14 protein-coding genes and 1 pseudogene are annotated in these 18969 nt (G+C 40.6%); 6 read left to right on the top strand and 9 right to left on the bottom strand.

Features of this window, described 5'->3' with window-relative positions; genetic code table 11:
* The first annotated feature begins 103 nt into the window (after positions 1 to 103).
* Both ATS76_RS06200 and ATS76_RS06195 read left to right on the top strand, forming a co-directional pair.
* Positions 104 to 1132, top strand: a complete 1029-nt coding sequence (locus tag ATS76_RS06200) for an NADP-dependent oxidoreductase (RefSeq protein WP_058551463.1) — start codon at positions 104 to 106, stop codon at positions 1130 to 1132.
* 48 nt (positions 1133 to 1180) lie between these two features.
* Positions 1181 to 1798, top strand: coding sequence for a glutathione S-transferase family protein (locus tag ATS76_RS06195; protein WP_058551462.1), 618 nt, complete (start codon positions 1181 to 1183; stop codon positions 1796 to 1798).
* A gap of 51 nt (positions 1799 to 1849) precedes the next feature.
* Here the strand turns inward: ATS76_RS06195 and ATS76_RS06190 are convergent, their stop codons facing one another.
* The 4 genes from ATS76_RS06190 to ATS76_RS06175 all read right to left on the bottom strand — a co-directional run bounded on the left by ATS76_RS06190 (position 1850) and on the right by ATS76_RS06175 (position 7750).
* A complete protein-coding gene (locus tag ATS76_RS06190; RefSeq protein WP_058551461.1) occupies positions 1850 to 3385 on the bottom strand; it encodes an HD domain-containing phosphohydrolase in 1536 nt (511 codons plus the stop codon).
* A 19-nt stretch (positions 3386 to 3404) separates the two neighbouring features.
* Positions 3405 to 5519: an ATP-binding protein gene (locus ATS76_RS06185; protein WP_235590916.1), complete on the bottom strand. Its 2115-nt coding sequence runs from the start codon at positions 5517 to 5519 to the stop codon at positions 3405 to 3407.
* A 244-nt stretch (positions 5520 to 5763) separates the two neighbouring features.
* Positions 5764 to 6432: a winged helix-turn-helix domain-containing protein gene (locus ATS76_RS06180; RefSeq protein ID WP_058551459.1), complete on the bottom strand. Its 669-nt coding sequence runs from the start codon at positions 6430 to 6432 to the stop codon at positions 5764 to 5766.
* Positions 6425 to 7750: a DUF4118 domain-containing protein gene (locus tag ATS76_RS06175; RefSeq protein ID WP_058551458.1), complete on the bottom strand. Its 1326-nt coding sequence runs from the start codon at positions 7748 to 7750 to the stop codon at positions 6425 to 6427. The genes ATS76_RS06180 and ATS76_RS06175 overlap by 8 nt, the downstream gene beginning before the upstream one ends.
* Positions 7751 to 8035: 285 nt before the next feature.
* On the opposite strand from ATS76_RS06175, the gene ATS76_RS06170 reads away from it, so the two are divergent.
* Complete coding sequence (locus ATS76_RS06170) at positions 8036 to 8689, top strand: potassium channel family protein (protein ID WP_058551457.1); 654 nt, start codon at positions 8036 to 8038, stop codon at positions 8687 to 8689.
* Positions 8690 to 8691: 2 nt separating this feature from the next.
* Complete coding sequence (locus tag ATS76_RS06165; RefSeq protein ID WP_058551456.1) at positions 8692 to 10056, top strand: TrkH family potassium uptake protein; 1365 nt, start codon at positions 8692 to 8694, stop codon at positions 10054 to 10056.
* Positions 10057 to 10391: 335 nt separating this feature from the next.
* Here ATS76_RS06165 and ATS76_RS06160 read toward each other — a convergent pair whose 3' ends face one another.
* The 4 genes from ATS76_RS06160 to ATS76_RS06145 form a co-directional block, all read right to left on the bottom strand.
* Positions 10392 to 10700, bottom strand: a complete 309-nt coding sequence (locus ATS76_RS06160; protein WP_058551455.1) for a YkgJ family cysteine cluster protein — start codon at positions 10698 to 10700, stop codon at positions 10392 to 10394.
* Between the two features lie 139 nt (positions 10701 to 10839).
* Positions 10840 to 11247: a phosphate ABC transporter substrate-binding protein gene (locus ATS76_RS06155; protein WP_058551454.1), complete on the bottom strand. Its 408-nt coding sequence runs from the start codon at positions 11245 to 11247 to the stop codon at positions 10840 to 10842.
* 12 nt (positions 11248 to 11259) lie between these two features.
* Entirely contained in the window at positions 11260 to 12333 is a 1074-nt protein-coding gene (locus ATS76_RS06150; RefSeq protein ID WP_058551453.1) for a porin, read from the bottom strand.
* Between the two features lie 117 nt (positions 12334 to 12450).
* Positions 12451 to 14379, bottom strand: coding sequence for a RecQ family ATP-dependent DNA helicase (locus tag ATS76_RS06145; protein WP_058551452.1), 1929 nt, complete (start codon positions 14377 to 14379; stop codon positions 12451 to 12453).
* 236 nt (positions 14380 to 14615) lie between these two features.
* On the opposite strand from ATS76_RS06145, the gene ATS76_RS06140 reads away from it, so the two are divergent.
* Both ATS76_RS06140 and ATS76_RS06135 read left to right on the top strand, forming a co-directional pair.
* The gene (locus ATS76_RS06140) at positions 14616 to 15920 is read left to right on the top strand and encodes an NAD(P)/FAD-dependent oxidoreductase (RefSeq protein ID WP_058551451.1); all 1305 of its coding nucleotides are present in this window, start codon (positions 14616 to 14618) and stop codon (positions 15918 to 15920) included.
* Positions 15921 to 16030: 110 nt separating this feature from the next.
* Positions 16031 to 17530: pseudogene (locus ATS76_RS06135) on the top strand (phospholipase effector Tle1 domain-containing protein).
* Positions 17531 to 17650: 120 nt separating this feature from the next.
* Here ATS76_RS06135 and nagP read toward each other — a convergent pair.
* On the bottom strand, positions 17651 to 18946 hold the full coding sequence (nagP, locus tag ATS76_RS06130; protein ID WP_058551450.1) for an N-acetylglucosamine MFS transporter NagP: 1296 nt from the start codon (positions 18944 to 18946) through the stop codon (positions 17651 to 17653).
* Positions 18947 to 18969 lie beyond the last annotated feature (23 nt).

The raw sequence follows: 18969 nt of genomic DNA, 5'->3' as shown, positions 1-18969 counted from the left end.
TTGTACATATATAGACTGCTTAGCGCGCATTATTGTTTATGCAATTAGGTTATTAAACGCATACACATTCGTTAAGTGGGTTCACCCTCAAAAGGAGATTTTTATGTCTACAACTAGTCGTCAACTTACTTTAGCATCACGCCCACATGGCGCCCCTACCGAAGAAAACTTTGAACTTAAAACAGTAGATTTACCAGCGCTTAAAGATGGCGAAGTGCTGCTGCGCACTATTTACCTTTCACTTGACCCATACATGCGTGGCCGCATGAGCGATGCAAAGTCGTATGCTGATCCGGTAAACGTGGGCGATGTAATGGTTGGCGCTACAGTGTGCCAAGTAGAAGAGTCTAAAAACGATAAATTTAGTGAAGGCGAATGGGTGCTTGCCTACACAGGTTGGCAAGACTACGCCATTACCAATGGCGAGGGCTTAATGCAATTAGGCAAAGAACCTGCAAATCCGTCTTATGCGCTTGGCATTATGGGTATGCCTGGCTTTACGGCTTACATGGGCTTACTTGACATTGGTGCGCCTAAAGAAGGCGAAACGGTAGTCGTCGCCGCCGCAACAGGGCCTGTGGGCGCAACCGTTGGTCAAATAGCTAAAATTAAAGGCTGTAAAGTGGTAGGCGTTGCTGGTGGCAGCGAAAAATGTGCCCATGCCGTTGAAAAGCTAGGCTTTGATGCATGTATTGATCACAAAACCGATGACTTTGCAGAGCAACTAGAAAAAGCCTGTGATAACGGCATAGACGTATATTACGAAAATGTGGGCGGTAAAGTATTCGACGCCGTATTACCCTTACTTAATACCGCAGCACGTGTACCACTGTGTGGTTTAGTATCGCAGTATAACGCAACAAGCTTACCAGAAGGGCCAGATCGCTTAGGTATGCTTATGGGTCAATTACTTACTAAACGTATTAAAATGCAAGGCTTTATAATTTTTGACGACTACGGTCACCGCTACGACGAATTTGCACAAGACATGCAAAAATGGCTACGCGATGGCAAAGTACAATACCGCGAGCACATGGTAGAAGGCATTGAAAACACCATAAGCGCATTTAACGACATGCTTAGTGGTAAAAACTTTGGCAAAACCGTGGTTAAAATTAACGAGCCTCTTTAAATTTTACTAAGCGTTACTGCCTATGCAGTAACGCCAACAAGGACTGACATGATAAAACTACACCATTTAAATAAATCGCGTTCTAAACGTATTATTTGGCTTTTAGAAGAGCTAGATGTTGATTACGAAATTGTTGCCTACCAGCGCAATACAGAAACTTTTTTAGCGCCTGACGAACTAAAAAAAGTGCACCAATTAGGTAAGTCGCCTGTTATTGAAGACGATGGCTTAATTGTTACTGAATCTGGCGCCATCACCGATTACTTAATTACTAAATACGGTAACGGTAAATTTGCGCCAAAAGCAGGTACTACTGAATATGTTGATTATCAGCAATGGCTTCACTTTGCAGAAAGCTCTGCAATTTTACCACTACTACTTAAAATGTTTGTGCTAAAAGATGGCGCTAAAACACAGTTTTTAGAAGGATACGCTGATGCCGAAACCGCTAAAGTTATTAGTTATTTCAACGACCGCCTAGAAGGTAAACGTTATTTAGTTGGCGACACTCTAACCGGCGCCGATTTTATGATGTCGTTTATTGTTGAAATCGTTAAAAATGCAGGCCAGTTAGAGCACTTTAAAAACCTGGTTAAATACGATGAGCAATTACAATCTCATGAAAAATTTCATACCGCTAACGAGTTAGAAGCCAAGTACGACTAACTTACCTTTCGCTTTGATTGTGGTTTCACAGTCAAAGCGATACCCGCTTTTCTACTCAGGTCTATCAAGATAAATTTGTTTAAAATCATTAAAATGTGCTTCAAAAAGTGCAACTAAGTTTGGATCAAAATGATTACCTGCACCTTTAATTATTTCCGCTTTTGCGTCATCCATACTCCAAGGCTCTTTATAACAACGGCGACAACATAACGCATCAAACACATCAGCAATCGCAGTAATTCGTCCCTCTAAACTGATTTCTTGCTGTTTTTTTGCGTGCGGATAACCGGCTCCATCCCAACGCTCGTGATGATCAATCGCAATGTTTGCAGCCATATCAATAACAGGATTAGCTGTCCCTTTGAGAATTTCCCATCCCTTAGTAGTATGCTGTTTCATAATTTCCCATTCGTCAGCATCTAATTTTGCTGGCTTATTTAAAATGAGATCTGGTACCCCTACCTTTCCTACATCATGTAATTGCGCAGCTAGGCTAATTTTATCGCAGTACGCTTGATTTTGATTATGCAGCTGCGCGAGTAATTTTGCATATAAGCCAACCCTAATTACGTGAGATCCCGTTTCCTTGGAGCGCGACTCCATGGCACCTCCCATCAGTGAAATAGCCAGCTGCTGGGTTTCTTCAATTGAGTTAGCTAATAATAAACTTTCAAATGTGAGAACAACATTGCCCAAAAACAAGTCAACAAGCTGTTGCGCTTCTTTTTTAACCGGTTGCAATGATTGAAATGCGAGTATTGAATCGAGCCCTTTTTGGGAGTGATGAAAATAAACATAATGATCATCTGCTATAAAATTCTGCTTAGTTTGCTTTGCTCTTAAAAAATACTCTTGATGTTTTTGTGGAATACTGTCAATTCCGTTGCCCGTGAATAAATGTATGCCAGAAAGCTCTCCTTCGATCATTTGTAGTCTTTGATCTAGCTGGCAAATGCCAAATACTTTAGGCGCATCAATATAGAGATTTGCCTCGCTCATATTCAGCACTAACTTAAGCTCTTCCATAACAACAGAGGTAAACTCAACTAAATCACCAATTTGGGTAATAGTAGAAATTGCTTTTATTAGTCGCTTTAAATTATGGCGGTGGGTTTGTAACATGCAAATATCGCGATACGCTCGCAAAGAAGTATAAAAAATTAATTCAAGGTCATGGCTTTGCAGTTGGCTCTTTGCTTTATAGCCATCAATATCATAATCGCGAATAACATTGCGCTCAGGCGCAACCCCAGGCTGACCTGTTCGCAAAATAATTCGACTATAACCATTTTGTAAGTCTTGGCGAATAAATCGCGCAAGATCTAATCCTGCATGTTCTGTTTCCATTACGACATCTAGTAAAATTAATGCGTAACGTTCTGAGCTTTGTAGTTTCTCTTTCGCCTCAGATGCACTGTAAACACTGTGTAGTTCAACAGGGCGTTGCTCAAATTCAAAGCGCTTCATTGCAAGTTGAGTTACCTGATGCACCGAGTCATCGTCATCAACAATTAAGATTTTCCATGGCTTAGCATTGCTGTTGGCAACCGCTTTATCTGACACTACATCATCTTGTAACCACTCCATAAACACACCCTGCTATTAATTAATTCGGTGGCGTTACCGGAAATTGAATGAAAAAATAAACGCCTGTGGATTCTTTTTGCTTTACTGCAATTTGCCCTTTCAGGCGGTGAACTACGAGGTTATAAACAATATTCATCCCCAAGCCACTGCCGCCACCCGCTCTATTTGTGGTGTAAAACGGGTCAAACACTTTTTTCTGAACTTCATCTGTCATGCCTTGACCACTGTCTTGATAATGAATACAGACAGAGTCTGAGTACTCAATATGAACATTTATCTGCCCTTTTTTGCTACCATTTTGAAAACCGTGAATAATTGAATTCATTACTAAATTAGTGAAAATTTGCGCTAAGGCACCAGGATCAGAATACACTTCTGGCTCAAGCTCCGTTGCACTAATGGTAATATCAACCGGTGTTGCTTTAAGGGTATGATAGAGGCTTTTTAGCACCTCATTAAAATAACTACTTACATACAAATTACGTAATTCTTCGGTTGTTTGATCAACCGCTACACGTTTAAAACTGCTTATTAAATCAGCGGCACGTTGCATGTTTTTTAGCAAAATGTCACAGCTTAAATCAACTTCACTAATAAACTCACTAAACTCTGTTTTACTTAAGGTGCCAGAAGCCACTTTGTTTTTAGTTTCGATTAACATTTCTCGCAAATGAGATGTCGCTGTCACACAAACACCTAACGGTGTATTCACCTCATGTGCCACACCACTGACTAAACTTCCAAGTGAAGACATTTTCTCTGCTTCAACAAGTTCCTGCTGAGTGCGACGAAGCTCTATGGTTTGCTCAAGTAGAGCCTGCTCTGCCTCATGGCGTTTACTCGACATTAAATTAATAGAATCACTTAAACTGTCATAAGGGCTGCGCTTAGAAACTGTTTGAGAAAAATCCCCAGCTGCAATCGCAGAGCAAACCTGATCAATATCTTTACTGGCTTTAATTAAACGCTCAAAGCTTCTAAACATGGTGCCAAGTTCATCCTTTTGAGTCATATACTTTTGAACATGAATAGATAAATCTCCATTAGCTAGCTGTTCAACAGATTTAATCGCAATATTAATACGCTTGGTTGCTTGGTTAATAAAATACCAAAAGAGTAAAAACACCAGTAATACACTTGCAAAAGCCGCTGCCAATAATGGGCTAAATTGCGCTTGAATAGGCCCAATAATATCGGTTTCAGAGCGCCGAACTATTACACTCCAATGTCCGGTGTTTACCTCTGCTTTATCAAAATAATACACGTGAGAGTCTAGAGGGTCATTATCAGCAATGACGCGCCGCGCCTGCCCTTGTGACTCTAATTGCTCAATTAAGTTTGCATACTGAGTCTCAGCAATCGCTTTGGTTGTCAGCTCTGAGTTAGTTAATGTAGTCGCAATTACATTATTACGCTGACTGAGCAACAAAACATCTATTTTTAACTGTTGTTTGATAGTTTGTAAAAAATCAGTAATATCGGCCAGAGCCCTATCTACACTTGCCATACCGACAAATTCGCCATTAATAATAATTGGCGAACTTTGTTCAACCAGCATTCTTCCCTCGTAAACATAGGGCTCAGTGATCATCGTCTCGGTATTACCATCACGTAAAAACTGTTGACGTACTCCCTCATAATAAAGACTTGATTCCATATCGACCAAGGGCTCAAGTAACAAACGTTCAGAGTCATTAAAATCACGATGCCAATAAGGTAAAAAACGGCCAGTTTGGTCTACATAAACGCCCTCTTTTAACGGTGGAGCATTAATATAGGCTTGATCTTGATTATCGGCATTAGGCTCATAACCAAACGAAGCCCCCACAAATGAAGGGTTCATTTTAAGCACTGCACGAACAAAATTAATACTTGCCTCTCTATCACCAAACAACCCATTTTGCTGTGCTAAGGCCATAATCTCTGTAGTGCGTACCGCTAATTGCGTTTCTTCATTTACCTTCGCGGCAATCGTATCTGCCGTCTGGCTTAAATTTAGTTTTGCTTGTATAACAGCCTGATTAAGGCTAGTTGAATACCAATAACTCAAGATACTGGCAATAATGAGCATGACGGGCAATGCCAAATACAGCAACATCTTTCCTTGCAAAGAGTGTATGAGTGGTAGTCGCATAATTTTAGGCTTAAACAAGCAAGCCAACATCCTGAGGATCTGAAGTATTAAGCTTAAAAATTAGACTATAAAAACTTTCTAGGCAAATCAATTGTGTAGAAATTAATGCAGAAGCGGGGTATTAAAATACCCGCTATATAACGGACAAGGTTGTTAAATAGAGTATCGCTTGGAAACAAAAGCGTTATTTATATAATTTATCAGACTCGCTGAGTTGTAGAGCAGACTGTAAAGTTCTTATTGTTTAATCGACCAACCGATAACCCACAGCGGGTTCAGTTAATATGTATTTTGGACTAGCGGGGTTAGCTTCTAGTTTTTGTCTGAGCTGCGCTACATGTACCCGCACATATTCAGGACGGTCTATGTACTGCGCTCCCCAAATATGGCTTAAAATTGCATTATGGGTGAGTACTTTATTTTTATTTTGAAACAGCAATAAAAGTATTGCGTACTCTTTTTTAGTCAGTTTTATCTCATTTCCCGAGGTGGTTACTATGTGCTTTTGTGGATCTATTTTTATATTCCCACAGGTAAATGCTACACTCGGCTGACTTTGGGTGCGCAATAACACTCGAATTCGCGCTAGTAACTCATTCGCGCTAAACGGTTTGGTAATATAGTCATTTGCTCCATTATCAAGCGCGGTTACCTTTTCAACTTCGCCATCTCGCGCTGACAGCACCAAAACAGGTAAGGCACTCCATTGTCGAAACTCAATCAGCCAGTCTTGACCGTCCATATCTAACAAGCCTAAGTCTAATAACACAAGATCATAACTTTGCTCACTTAAACGTGCAAAACCATCTAAGCCTTTATCACAAATACTTAGCTCGTAACCACTGGCTTGCAACAAGGTTTTTAAAAAGCTTTGTAAAGGGAGAGAGTCTTCCAATATTAAGATTTTAGTCATTGTCTTTTTCCCAGATCAATTTTGCGTACGCCATCTGTGTCTCGCTGTTAATTGTTAATGTAAATGTGCCTTGGTGAAATTTAGCCACCACATCACAAATAATACTGCCCAGCCCAACGCCTTCATCGCTACTTGTTTGCGCTTTAGTGATCACGTTATTAGTGAGAAGTAACTGATAACATACCTTTTGCTGATTGCTACTTTGAGTAAATTCAACGCTCACCTTCCCATCACCGTAACGCCACGCATTTTCGAGCATATTAGCCAGCGCAATTTCTAACAAAGTCACATCCCCTTCGCATATTGTCTGAGCGTCTATATTGGTATTTATGACAAATTCAGCAAGTTGCTGTTGTCTGCGAGCTTTAGCTTCACTAAGTAGTGCTTGTAAGTTTATTGTTTGCCAACTTAGGTTTTCACCCATTTTATTAACTCGGCTTAACTCCATTACTTTATCAAAGTGCTCATTTAGTATTTTACTTTGCTCATAAATATTACTCGCTTGCTCTTTTATCACGCTGTCACTGAGGGTAATTTCATCATCTGCAAGCATGCTAGATGCGCCCATAATGGTTGCCAGTGGTGTGCGTAAATCGTGTGACAAACTGCGTAAAAGTGCATTTTTAGCGCGTTCTAATTCCGCTTGCACCGAAATCGCAGCTGACTGCTGGCGTAACAACGTTTTTTCATGTACTTGATAAAGCAACGAAATAGCGGTATCTGCGAAGGCTTTTTGCCCTTGCGTTAACCGTTTAGTAAAATTAAGCCCGCCCCAACTCGGGCTAGCCTCACTAAGCAATATAAATTCACTATTGCCCCGCGGTGCTGCAGGCATAAATGTGCAAGATGCATTTAAATGCTTACCGATCCGCTGTACAAAGTACTTTTTTTGTTCATCCAGCGTATCTAGACTGTTTAAGTCTTTGGCCAGTTCGTACAAGGTGCGACTATTACTCGCATGTAATTGCACATCCCTAACTTTAGTACTGAGCTCCCCTGCCAATTGGCTGATCACAAAGCCAACAATCAGCATAACCATAAAGGTTACTAAATATTCTATGTTTTCAATATGAAAAGTAAAATTAGGGGCAACAAAAAACCAATCTGTACACGCCACACTCACTAAGGTGGTCAGTATGGCAAGACGACGATTACTGCGCACAGCAACCCAAGTCACCCACAATAACTGAAGCATCACGATATCGGTGGTAGTAAACCAGTCACGTATTGGGTAAATGGCCATAACCACAATTAATGGCATTATTACCGACAAAAACAATGCTTTATACCAACGTGGTTTAGCCTCAGCCTGATTCATTAATTATTCCTCTAACATTTGAGCACCTAGATTACTGCCTTTTCGAGATTGCCTCTATAAAGTTTTTATAAAGTTTTTTATCTCGTTCGTTAAATCTTTATAAAGCTTTTAACACCTACCTACATTGTTACTTTAATAACTCATATTCTAACTTCAGCAGAAGGAGTAATACGTATGTCAGGTCGGATAAAAATAGTGATGCTTACAACAGCCTATGTATTAAATGTTTATTGACCAAATGGTTCTTTACCACTTCTCTCTTTTAACTTTAATTTAGGTATCAACATGGCACATTTTACAGTGATTGGTTTAGGTAGATTTGGCATTGCAGCAAGCCTTGAGTTAATTCATTTAGGGCACACAGTGACTGGCGTGGATAGTAACTCAAAACTCGCTGAAAAGTATGTTGAGCATTTATCTGAAACCGTAGTTTGCGACTCCACCGATGAAGCCGCACTGAAAGAGCTTGATTTAGCGAGTAGTCAGGCTGTTTTAGTGGCGATTGGTGAAGACATGCAATCGAGCATTCTGTGCACGCTTGCATTAAAAAACTTAGCTGTTGAGCAAATATGGGTAAAAGCGAGTACTAAAGCTCATCACACTATTATCTCTAAATTAGGTGTAACACGCATTATTCACCCTGAGGAAGAAATGGGGGTGCGCGTTGCACAAGCGCTTAATTACCCGATAGTGAACGACTATATTTCATTAGGCAATGGCTTATACGTTGTTGAAGTAAGTATAAAAGCGCACCTACATAAAACAAAACTAGGGCATCTACTCAGAGAAATAAAAGGCACTGTAGACCCTCTATTGGTAAAGCGCGCCAAACAAACGTTTGTCAAACTTGATGACGACTTTGAGTTACATACCCACGACACCTTACTGTTATCAGGTAGCCGAGTCGAGTTAAACTATCTAGCTCCAAGGCTTTTATAATCATGGTTTTATGGCACCCTCTCAAAACGCCTATTGAGCGCAAAGTCAGTGGGCATAAAAAACTCAATGCGGCTCCGCCTCTTATTTTATGTTGCAGTTTTTTAATATTAATAACGCTAGGGGCATTGGCATTAAAACTGCCTTTTGCAACCTATGAGCCTATTTCATGGATACAAAGTGCGTTTACTGCAACCTCTGCGGTAACTGTAACTGGACTAGTTGTAGTGGATACGGGTTCAGTGTTTACCCCTTTTGGACAAGGCGTTATTGCGTTATTAATTCAACTGGGTGGTCTGGGTTTAATGACCTTTGCGGTTGTAACTTTAATGGCGCTGGGTAGTAAAGTTAGCTTTATTCAAAAAACAGTCACCAAAGCTGCTTTTAATCAAACAGATACATCTACTTTGGTAAATACCGCTAAGTCTGTTTTGCTGTTTGCGCTAATCGTTGAATCTGTAGGCATTATTATTTTAACGCTGTATTGGCTACCCGAAATGGGCTTACAAAAAAGCTTTTTTCATGCACTTTTTTATACTATTAGCGCTTTTAACAACGCAGGGTTTGCATTGAATCCCAATAGCTTAATGCACTATGTAGAAGACCCCGTTGTAAATTTAACAATTACCTGTTTGTTTATTATTGGCGGCCTTGGCTTTACCGTATTAACAGATTTATATAAATCAAAGCGTTGGGCTAAGCTCAGTCCCTACAGTAAATTAATGCTGATCAGCACTGTTCTTATTAACGTTATTGCATTATTGCTTATTTACGCAATTGAATACGATAATCCAAAAACACTGCAACCACTATCTGAAGTAGGTAAATGGTTAGCTGCTTGGTTTCAAGCTGTCACTCCCCGTACTGCGGGGTTTAATACCATTGCCATTGAAGAATTAAAAAATGCCAGCACCGCTTTAACTATGATGCTTATGTTTATCGGTGGCGGCTCTTTAAGTACCGCAAGTGGCATTAAAGTCGTTACGTTTATCGTTTTAATATTAGCAACGTATAGCTACTTAAGACGTGACAAAGGCGTCACCGTGTTACGCCGAGAAATAGACAAAGATTCAGTATATAAAGCATTAGCCTTAACCGTTATTTCAGCGGGAGCCACGTGGTTGGCTATTTTTACATTACTTGTTGTTGAAGATGCACCTTTTTTGGATGTTGCTTTTGAAGCGGTATCGGCACTGGGTACGGTAGGGCTTTCACGCGGTTTAACGTCATCATTATCGCCGTTGGGGGAGTTTATCATTATGTTTTTAATGTTTATGGGCAGAATAGGCCCGCTCACTCTCGCTTACTTTTTAGCAAGTCCACGAAGTAAAAAACTAAGATACCCAAGCGCTCAACTATCAATTGGTTAACAAACATTCACTCGGGTTTATTCGGGTCTGTTGACATTTGCAAATTGATACTTGTTCAAACTAGGGGCAATTTAATCGTAGCGCGAGGTTTGTAAGGTAGTTGGCTCGGTAACTGCTCCCGCGTTTTTCTACTGGCTTACATTCATCCATGTAGACAAGAAAGAGTCAATTGCTCCTAGGCAGAACCCTTCGGGGAGTACCTGTTTGGCATTAATGCGGCGTGATTGCCTATTTATGGTAATACCATACTACATAGGCTCAGCCTTGCCTAAATACCAAACAAGCTGCTGTAAAGTTAACCTTGAAATATCAACAGACCCTAGTTAGCCCGCATTTTATATCCCCGCTAACTCTCGTTCGGTAATACACTCACCCGATGCCATTTCAAACTCGCGGCATACCAAAGGGCGGTTCTCGTAAATAGAGCACATTAGCGTGTTACGATCGAGTGCTTCGCACCAGCCATCATCAGCGCGTTTCATTACTTCACTGCCCCATTTGTCGTATTCAATAAAATTAAAAGGGACACCAGTGTCGGTTACTATACGCACTTCTAATTGACAGCAACACGCTTGGCAATTGGCACATGTAATAGGCTCTGGCGTAGATGCAATTGTTTTACTTGGAATAACGGTATGTGGCATGGTGGCTTAAATAAAAGAAACACATAAGATAGGATACACGAGCACGCTAAACGCGCTAGTTAATTTTAATGATGAACAAATACAGTAAAATAAAGCGTGCTGCTATTTAGCACGCTTTATTGTTGGCTTTAGTGTTAAATTAAAAGGTTAATACTACTTTAACATCATCAGACACGGTAGACGCCGAAACAAACCCAATCGTATTTGGGTTAGCTGCAACCATTTTAATCACCTCAGCGTCATTTTCTAGCTCTTTTGGTGGTGTACCTTTTCCCGTAAAAATAAGCTTTGACCAATAAGCTCTTAACTGTGAGGCGCTTTTATTAAGCAACTTACTATTAAACTGCTCAGTAGTCGGGTTTTTTGAATCTTGTGAAATTGGAATGATCGTATTGCCATTACTAAACGACTTTTCTTTTCCGGTATAAATTCGACTAATAACGGATTCGTCAAAGCTACTCTCGTTTGACGGATGTACAATAATAGCAAAATCAGCAAAGGCAACGTTGCTAAACAAAAACACTACACATAACATTAATTTCTTCATTTTTAATTCCTCTTAAAATACAACATCAACACCAAGCGTGATTGCCTTACTATCACCCGCTACCGCTAAATCGAATGAATCATCTTTGACTCTATCGTACTGCATTTTGAGTGCCGCTGAAGGATGAAAATCCCAACGAACCCCCACCGCAAAGGTATTATGGCTTTCAGTATCACCTTCACCTTCTTGCTCAAAATCTGAAAACATCACATAAGGTGTAATTGCATCAAACCGGTATCCCGCACTAATCATATAGGTGTCTAGGTTTCCATCTAGGTCTAAACGGTTAAGTTCGCTTAGTACAAAAAAATCGCCAAAATCAAAATTGGCAGCTAAACCATAAAATTTACCATCACGGCTATCTTTTCCATCCCATAAAACAGGCTCACCAGAACGAAAACGTTTATTAGTGTATTGCATGTGCGTTACTCTCACTTCAAGCCAATCATGGCTTAACGAAAGTACTCCACCGAGCATATCTTCCCAAATTTCTCGGGTAGGCTCTTGAAAGAAAAAGTCTGATAGCAGTTTGTTGTCGTCATCATCTTCTTTACCGGCATATACATTAGCCGACACTCCCCACTCTCCAATCGAGCCAGAATAAAGAAGGTTTACGCCCTCATAGTTAAATACTTGCCATGTATAATTGTCGGCAGGTGCCCGCATCCACACATATGCGTAACCTACGTCAAAAAAGTCTGAGTAATAAAAAAGAGGCAAACGTTTTTTACCCGCTTGAACCGTCCAATTATCGTTAATTTCATACGAAATATATGCCCACTCAAAATTAGCATCAAAATCGTTTACACCTCGTGCAACAATTTGACCTGTGACAGATAAGCCTTCACCAAGATCCCCCGATACTTGTATGCCAATTAACGACTCAGGCGAGAAAGATAAATCTTCTGTATAGCCACTCACATTAGGGTAGTCAGCCAAAAAAGTTGGCTCAACATCATATTGCGGCACACCACTTCCACTTAGTACTTTACCAGCGTTAATACTTGCAAAGCCTGAAATATTAATTTCAGCGTAACTAGTCCCTGAAATAAACACTCCTAACAGCATCAATTTTTGCAGTTTCATCGTTCACCTCATTTTTATATGACCTTCATAGTCATGTTGAGTATAGTTAAACGCTGAAAAAACAAACAAAAATTTAACATTTTTTATAATTATGCGAGTTTGGTCATCATTTCAATACTATCTTGCAAGCAGTGTTGCTTTAATTTCGCTATAGCGCTGCTGCTCGCACAGTGCAAAGCCACCTAGTAGACGCACTTTATTTCGGGCAAACAACGGGACACTCATGCCGGCTAAAAAGCGGCACTGCGTTTCAATACCTACACTGTGAATACCTTTTGTTGCCATATGCGCTAAAAACTCATCCACTTTTTGATAAACAACATCATCGGCAATGTGAGCAGGTTCTATTGAATACTCAAGCTTTACGGCATTACCACGGCATACACTACAATGCCCGCATTGCGCTGGCGCGTTTTGGTCGTCAAAGTAGCGCGCTAAGTTATAACTCAAGCACGTTTTCAGCTCAAAAAAGCGCACTAACGCAGCAATTCGTTTAATCTCAGCCTGTTCTTTGTCAACAAAGTAATGGTGCAGTTGCGCGGCAAGCTCTGGGTTATTTATAACCTCACCATGCATCTTATATACTTGGGTAATGCGTTTAGTTTCAAGAGTAATAAGGTTTTTTTCGGCTAGATAGTCAAGTGCAGCCACTACGCGTTTACGGTCAACCTGCGCGGCTTGTGTAAGGGTGTCAAAATTAAGCGTGCCCCATATTTTTTTAAAATCGGTGTGGCTAAATATTTGCGATAAAAATGCTTGGCGTTGCTCATCAAACTGGCTAAGTAGCTCGTTTTTATCAACCAAGAACTTGTATTTAAAATCGGCATAATAGGCGTACTGCGGCGTAATTGCGCCTTGCATTTCAAGTTGAACCAGTAATGTTTTAAGTGCTAATTGGCGAATATTACTTTCGCTTGAAAGGCTGTATTCTTGCATTTCCCATTGCTGTTGGGCTTGGCGAATATCGTTAATTACATATTCAATGCCACTCAGCTCAGGGGTGTCGCCATATACAAAGTTTTCTACTGTGTTTAGGCCATCTAAATGAGCAAGCGTGTAGCAGTTTGATGTGTTGCCATCGCGCCCTGCGCGGCCAATTTCTTGGCTGTAGTTTTCAATCGATTTTGGTAAATCGTAATGAATAACAAAGCGAATATCTGATTTATCAACGCCCATACCAAAGGCTATTGTTGCCACAACAACGTTAATTTTGCCCGCCATAAAATCGTCTTGAATTTGCCCGCGAAGCGTATCTTCAAGCCCTGCATGATACGCCACCGCTTGCAAACCCTGCGCGCTTAATATATTGGCAACTTGCTCTGCACTTTGCTGTAGTGTGACATACACAATACCGGGGCCAGTTTGCGCACGCACTATATTAGTGAGCTCGGTGTTTTTATCAGCTGTTTTTACACTTAGCACACTTAAATCGAGATTTGCGCGGTAAAAGCCTGTTTGTACAATGCACTCAGGCGATATATTAAAACGCTCAGCCATGTCACGCTTTACTTTTTTAGTGGCTGTAGCGGTTAGCAATAGTACCAGTGGAATATTTAGCTCATCACGGTAGCGCGGTAGTTTTAAGTAATCGGGTCTAAAGTTATGGCCCCATTCAGAGATACAGTGCGCTTCGTCTACCACCAACATAGAAAGCGCAACTTGGCTTATAAACTCTCTAAAGCGCTCGTTTTTAAAGCGCTCAACCGAGACCATTAATACTTTTACTTTACCACTGCGCACGTCGTTCATTACCGTGCTGCTTTGCATTTGATCTTGGCTTGAGTCAAGGCTTGCAGCATAAATGCCTTTACTATTTAAAAAGCTTATTTGATCTTTCATTAAGGCTAGTAAAGGCGATACCACTAAGGTTAAATGAGGTAAATGTAAAGCCGTTAGCTGATAACATAACGACTTACCCGACCCTGTAGGGAATATAGCAAGGGACGATTGCCCATTTAAAAGCTGCTCTATAGTTTGCTGCTGCCCTGCTCTAAACTGGTTAAAACCAAAATGTTGCTCAAGTGATTGTAAAAGCGGCGTATTCATAAAAATGTCCTTTTTGGCGTTGATAACACAGGGCTATAACAGAAAAATGCAGCCTAGATGAAGTATTTGCAAGTTAGTATACCGTAAATTAGGTGATTTACTGCTGACATATCCATTATTTAGGCGCACACTATAGCCCCATAAAAGTGAGCTTTGCCAAAATAATTTTTGATACCCAAGTCATTTTAAAATAATAAAACAGATCGCTTGGGTATATTATTTTTAAGGGCATAGTCATGAATATAACCAAACCTAAAATCGTCGTTATTGGCGGTGGCGCAGGTGGATTAGAGCTTGCAACTCAGTTAGGGCATAAACTAGGTAAGAAAAAACACGCCGAAATACTACTCATTGATAAAAACCGCACCCATATATGGAAGCCGCTATTGCACGAGGTTGCAACAGGCTCTATTGACCCCGATTTAGATGGCGTAGTTTACTCTGCCCATGCCGCAAAACATCATTATAACTTTCAACTTGGTACCTTTTGCAATCTCGACCAAAGTAATAAAACCATCACTCTCGCCCCTCTTTTTGACGAACTTGGACACACTATTTTACCCAAGCGCACTGTACGTTACGATCATCTTGTTATTGCTATTGGCAGTGTAAGTAACGACTTTAATACACCTGGCATAAAAGAGCACTGCTACTTTTTAGACTCAAATCAACAAGCGGAACGTTTTCAGCATTCATTGCTCGATAGCTTTACTCGCCTACACCAAGACGATAACCAGCAACAGTCTCTTGATATTGCAATTGTTGGCGGAGGAGCTACCGGTGTTGAGCTATCAGCGGAGCTGTATCATGTATCTGAGCTGTTAAAGCTATATGGACTTACAAATATGTCGTCTAAGCGTTTGCACATTCATTTAATTGAAGCAGGGCCACGTATTTTGCCCGCATTGACAGAGCGAATTGCCGTGAGCGCCAAACGTGAATTATTAAAGTTAGGTGTAAACGTACGCGAGCAAACACAAGTGAAGGAAGCCACTGAACAAGGCTTTATAACCAAAGACGATGAGCACATTAATGCCGATATTATGGTGTGGGCTGCAGGCGTAAAAGCGCCAGACTTTATTAAAGACTTAGGCGTTTTTGAGCTTACCCGTAGCAACCAAATTCAAGTTAATGAGTTTTTACAAAGCACCGTCGATGAGAGTATATTTGTACTGGGCGACTGCTGCGCCTTTACTCAAGAAGACGGAAAGCTCGTTCCACCGCGCGCGCAATCGGCGCATCAAATGGCGCTATGTGTTGAAAAAAACCTCATTGCCACTTTAAAACAACAACCTTTGTGTAGCTTTAAATATAGCGATCATGGCTCGTTAGTTAACTTATCGCGCTACAGCACGGTAGGTAATTTAATGGGTAACTTAACCAGCAACACCTTTTTTATAGAAGGGCGCATAGCCCGCTTTATGTATATATCGCTGTATCGCATGCACCAACGCGCCATTCATGGCAGCGCAAAAACCTTTGCGTTATGGATAAGCGAAAAAGTCCTGCGTGTAGTGCGCCCTAAAATGAAATTGCATTAATAAAAAGCCTATGGCGGTAATAAACACGTTTAATAAATATTTATTACCGCTGTCTTTGATTTTTCACAATTCCCATATAAATTTATACAAACTACTGAGGGAAATAGGCAATGACGGGCAAAACGCTAATTTTTAATTTTGATGGTACCGGGGGCGAGCCTCGCGACGCAGAGCAATTTAACTCAGACCATTTTAAAGAAGACAGTAGTATTTCTAACATCCTCAAGCTGCATTTATTATTAGGTGGCAAACTTGATGACTCCCCCACCACTCCATTTACAAACCAACTTAGTTTTTATTATCAGAGCATTGGCACTAAAGGTAGCCGCTTAAAGCGTATTTTAAATCAAACTTTAGCACCGCGCGGTGACGATGTTGCTAGCATTTTGAATCAAGCAATTAACGACTTTAAAGCACATTACCAACTAGGCGACACTGTGCTGCTTACTGGTTTTAGCCGAGGTGCAGCCCTAGCTAGACGCTTTGCAAAATGTTTAGAAAGCCTTATCAGCGAGCATGTTTATTTATGTGTGTTTGATACCGTTGCCTCTATTGGGCTTTCTAAAGTAAGTAAAGCGACACGCGGCGCAGAGCATGTTATTTTTGAAAACCACACCATAGCACACAATATAACCGCTGCGCTGCATTGTGTTGCGCTTGATGAAAAACGCCGTGCGTTTGAGCCCACGCTAATGAACCATCAAAATAACATTACTGAACTATGGTTTGCAGGCGCACATTCAGACATAGGGGGTGGTTATTACCGCGACGGATTAGCCGATATTTGCTTACGTTATGCACTTGAGTGGTTAATTGAGCAACCGTTAGCTATTTCATTGTTAACAAGTCACGAGATAAATTACGAAACACTCCTACCAACGAGTAATTTAATTGCACAAGACGATGTTACTGTGATCCCAGATCCACTTGCACTTAGCCACCAGCAAAACTACTTTTGGTTTAATTCGCTCTTTAAACTGGTAGATAGAGAATGCATTGTACTGGTTGATAATGAGGTAAGCACTATAGAGCCCCTTATACACCACAGTGTGGCTACACGAATTAATAAGCTCACCAGCTACCGTCCTGAGTCACTTAAAAAGCTAACATACAAAATTAGCTACAGTGACGACTCTACATTAAGTTTTACCGGCTTAAGTGCGCACATTGCGCTTGCCAACCAAAATATGAGCGTATTAAGTATTGGCCAAAGCCAAGATGTGGTGGTATTTGCGAGTGAGTTTTATAACAGTACGGGTTTGATGCTTGAGCAAGGTGCAACCTATCGCTTTACCCCATACCCTGATCAATATTGGTTTGACGACGGCATAAAGTGTACACCCAAAGGGTGGCATCGTAATAACGTGCAACTTGGCGTAAAAGAAATACCTATGGCATTACTGGAGCCTTTTAGGCGCAAGCCAAATGCTGATTGGTTTGCTTTAATTGGCGCCATTGATAAAAGTGACAAAGCCTTATTTGAAATAGCGCAAGGAGCAGATATAACTATGACTAAATCGGGCTAGTTTTGCCCTTTCGCTAACGATTTAAGTCGTTTTTATGGGGCAAACGCTGGCAGGATAAAACTGAAAGTAACGCGCTTAAGTTAACGTGTAATAGTTAACTTGAACTGTGGGTAATCAATCTATCCCTCGCCAAAGCTCAGGTTAGTTAATCATCAGTGCACTTTATATTGCAAAGTGCACTGGGGTTAGGGTAGCTGGTGGACGTTATTGCTTTTTCATTTTATGGCCTTTTACGGCATAAAATAAAATAAATAAATAACATGGTAACAACACCGAATACCCTGTTTGTAATGAAGTAAACCCGCTCAATAATCCCCATAAAACTGGACCAAATGCCCCCCCGGCTATACCCATTACTAACAGTGCAGAGCCTGTGCTTGTTAGTTTTCCAAGCCCCGACAACGCAAGTGGAAATACCGCAGGCCAAACAATGGCGTTTGCTAAGCCTAAAAAAGCTATAAGTAGTAATACATCGGGTAAGTTAGCGCCGCCTAATGGTATTAATAATGCGTTGGCAATAATAAACGACTGCGCATCAATTAATAAGATACACAAGGTAATAACAATACCTAATACGGCTGATAGTGTGAGGGCTGTTTGTTGAGTTATAAATCTGGGAATAAGCAAAATCCCCAAAATATAGCCAAACACCATAAAGATCATGGTGTAGGAAGTCATCACACTATAATTAGCAACGCCAAGAGAGAGCGCAAAAGTGCCAATGGTATCGCCAGCAATAACTTCTACTGCAACATATAAAAAAATGGCAATAGCCCCAAAAACTAAGTTAGGGTGAGATAAAGTTTCGCGTATTTCACTGTTGCTACTTGTTTGCTCAGCATCGTCAGTAATAAGTTCGGGTAATGGTGATTTTTTAACGGCAAATGCTAATAGTCCAATAAATAGTGCCATACCTAAATAAGGAAGAATAAGACCATTTGCCATATCATCAACTTGTTGCTGGCTAAGCTCAGTGCCTACTGTATCTGTAAAATTACTTAAAATTAACGCGGTAAACACTAAAGGAGAAATAACCCCCGCCCCTTTATTGAGTATGCCCATAATACTAATGCGAACCGCTGCAGACTCTTCTGGCCCAAGCCTTACAACATAAGGATTAACGGCAGTTTGAAGCAATGTTTGTCCTGCGCCCATCACTAGCTGTGCTAGCAAAAATAAAGGAAAAACTTGCGACATCGCAGCAGGAATAAATAACAAGCCGGCAATCATCATTAACCCCATGCCCATCGCCATACCGTTTTTGTAACCAACTTTTTTAATTAACACTGCCGATGGCAATGCGGTAAAAGTCACCGCGATATAAAACGAAAATAAAATTAACGATCCCTGAAATGGCGTTAACTTTAATATTTGGCTTAAATAAGGCATTAATGAACCATTTAGCCACGTTGCAAACCCCAGTATAAAAAATAATACTGCCACAATAGCCATGGGCAGCATGCTACTGCTTTTAGGTGTATCCATAACATTTGTTGTCATGTTATTTTTCCTTTATTTATATT

Source organism: Pseudoalteromonas sp. 10-33, assembly GCF_001469195.1.
Classification (GTDB): domain Bacteria; phylum Pseudomonadota; class Gammaproteobacteria; order Enterobacterales; family Alteromonadaceae; genus Pseudoalteromonas.
The sequence above is the reverse complement of the archived record's forward strand: the minus strand, read 5'-3'. Positions and strand labels throughout refer to the sequence as shown.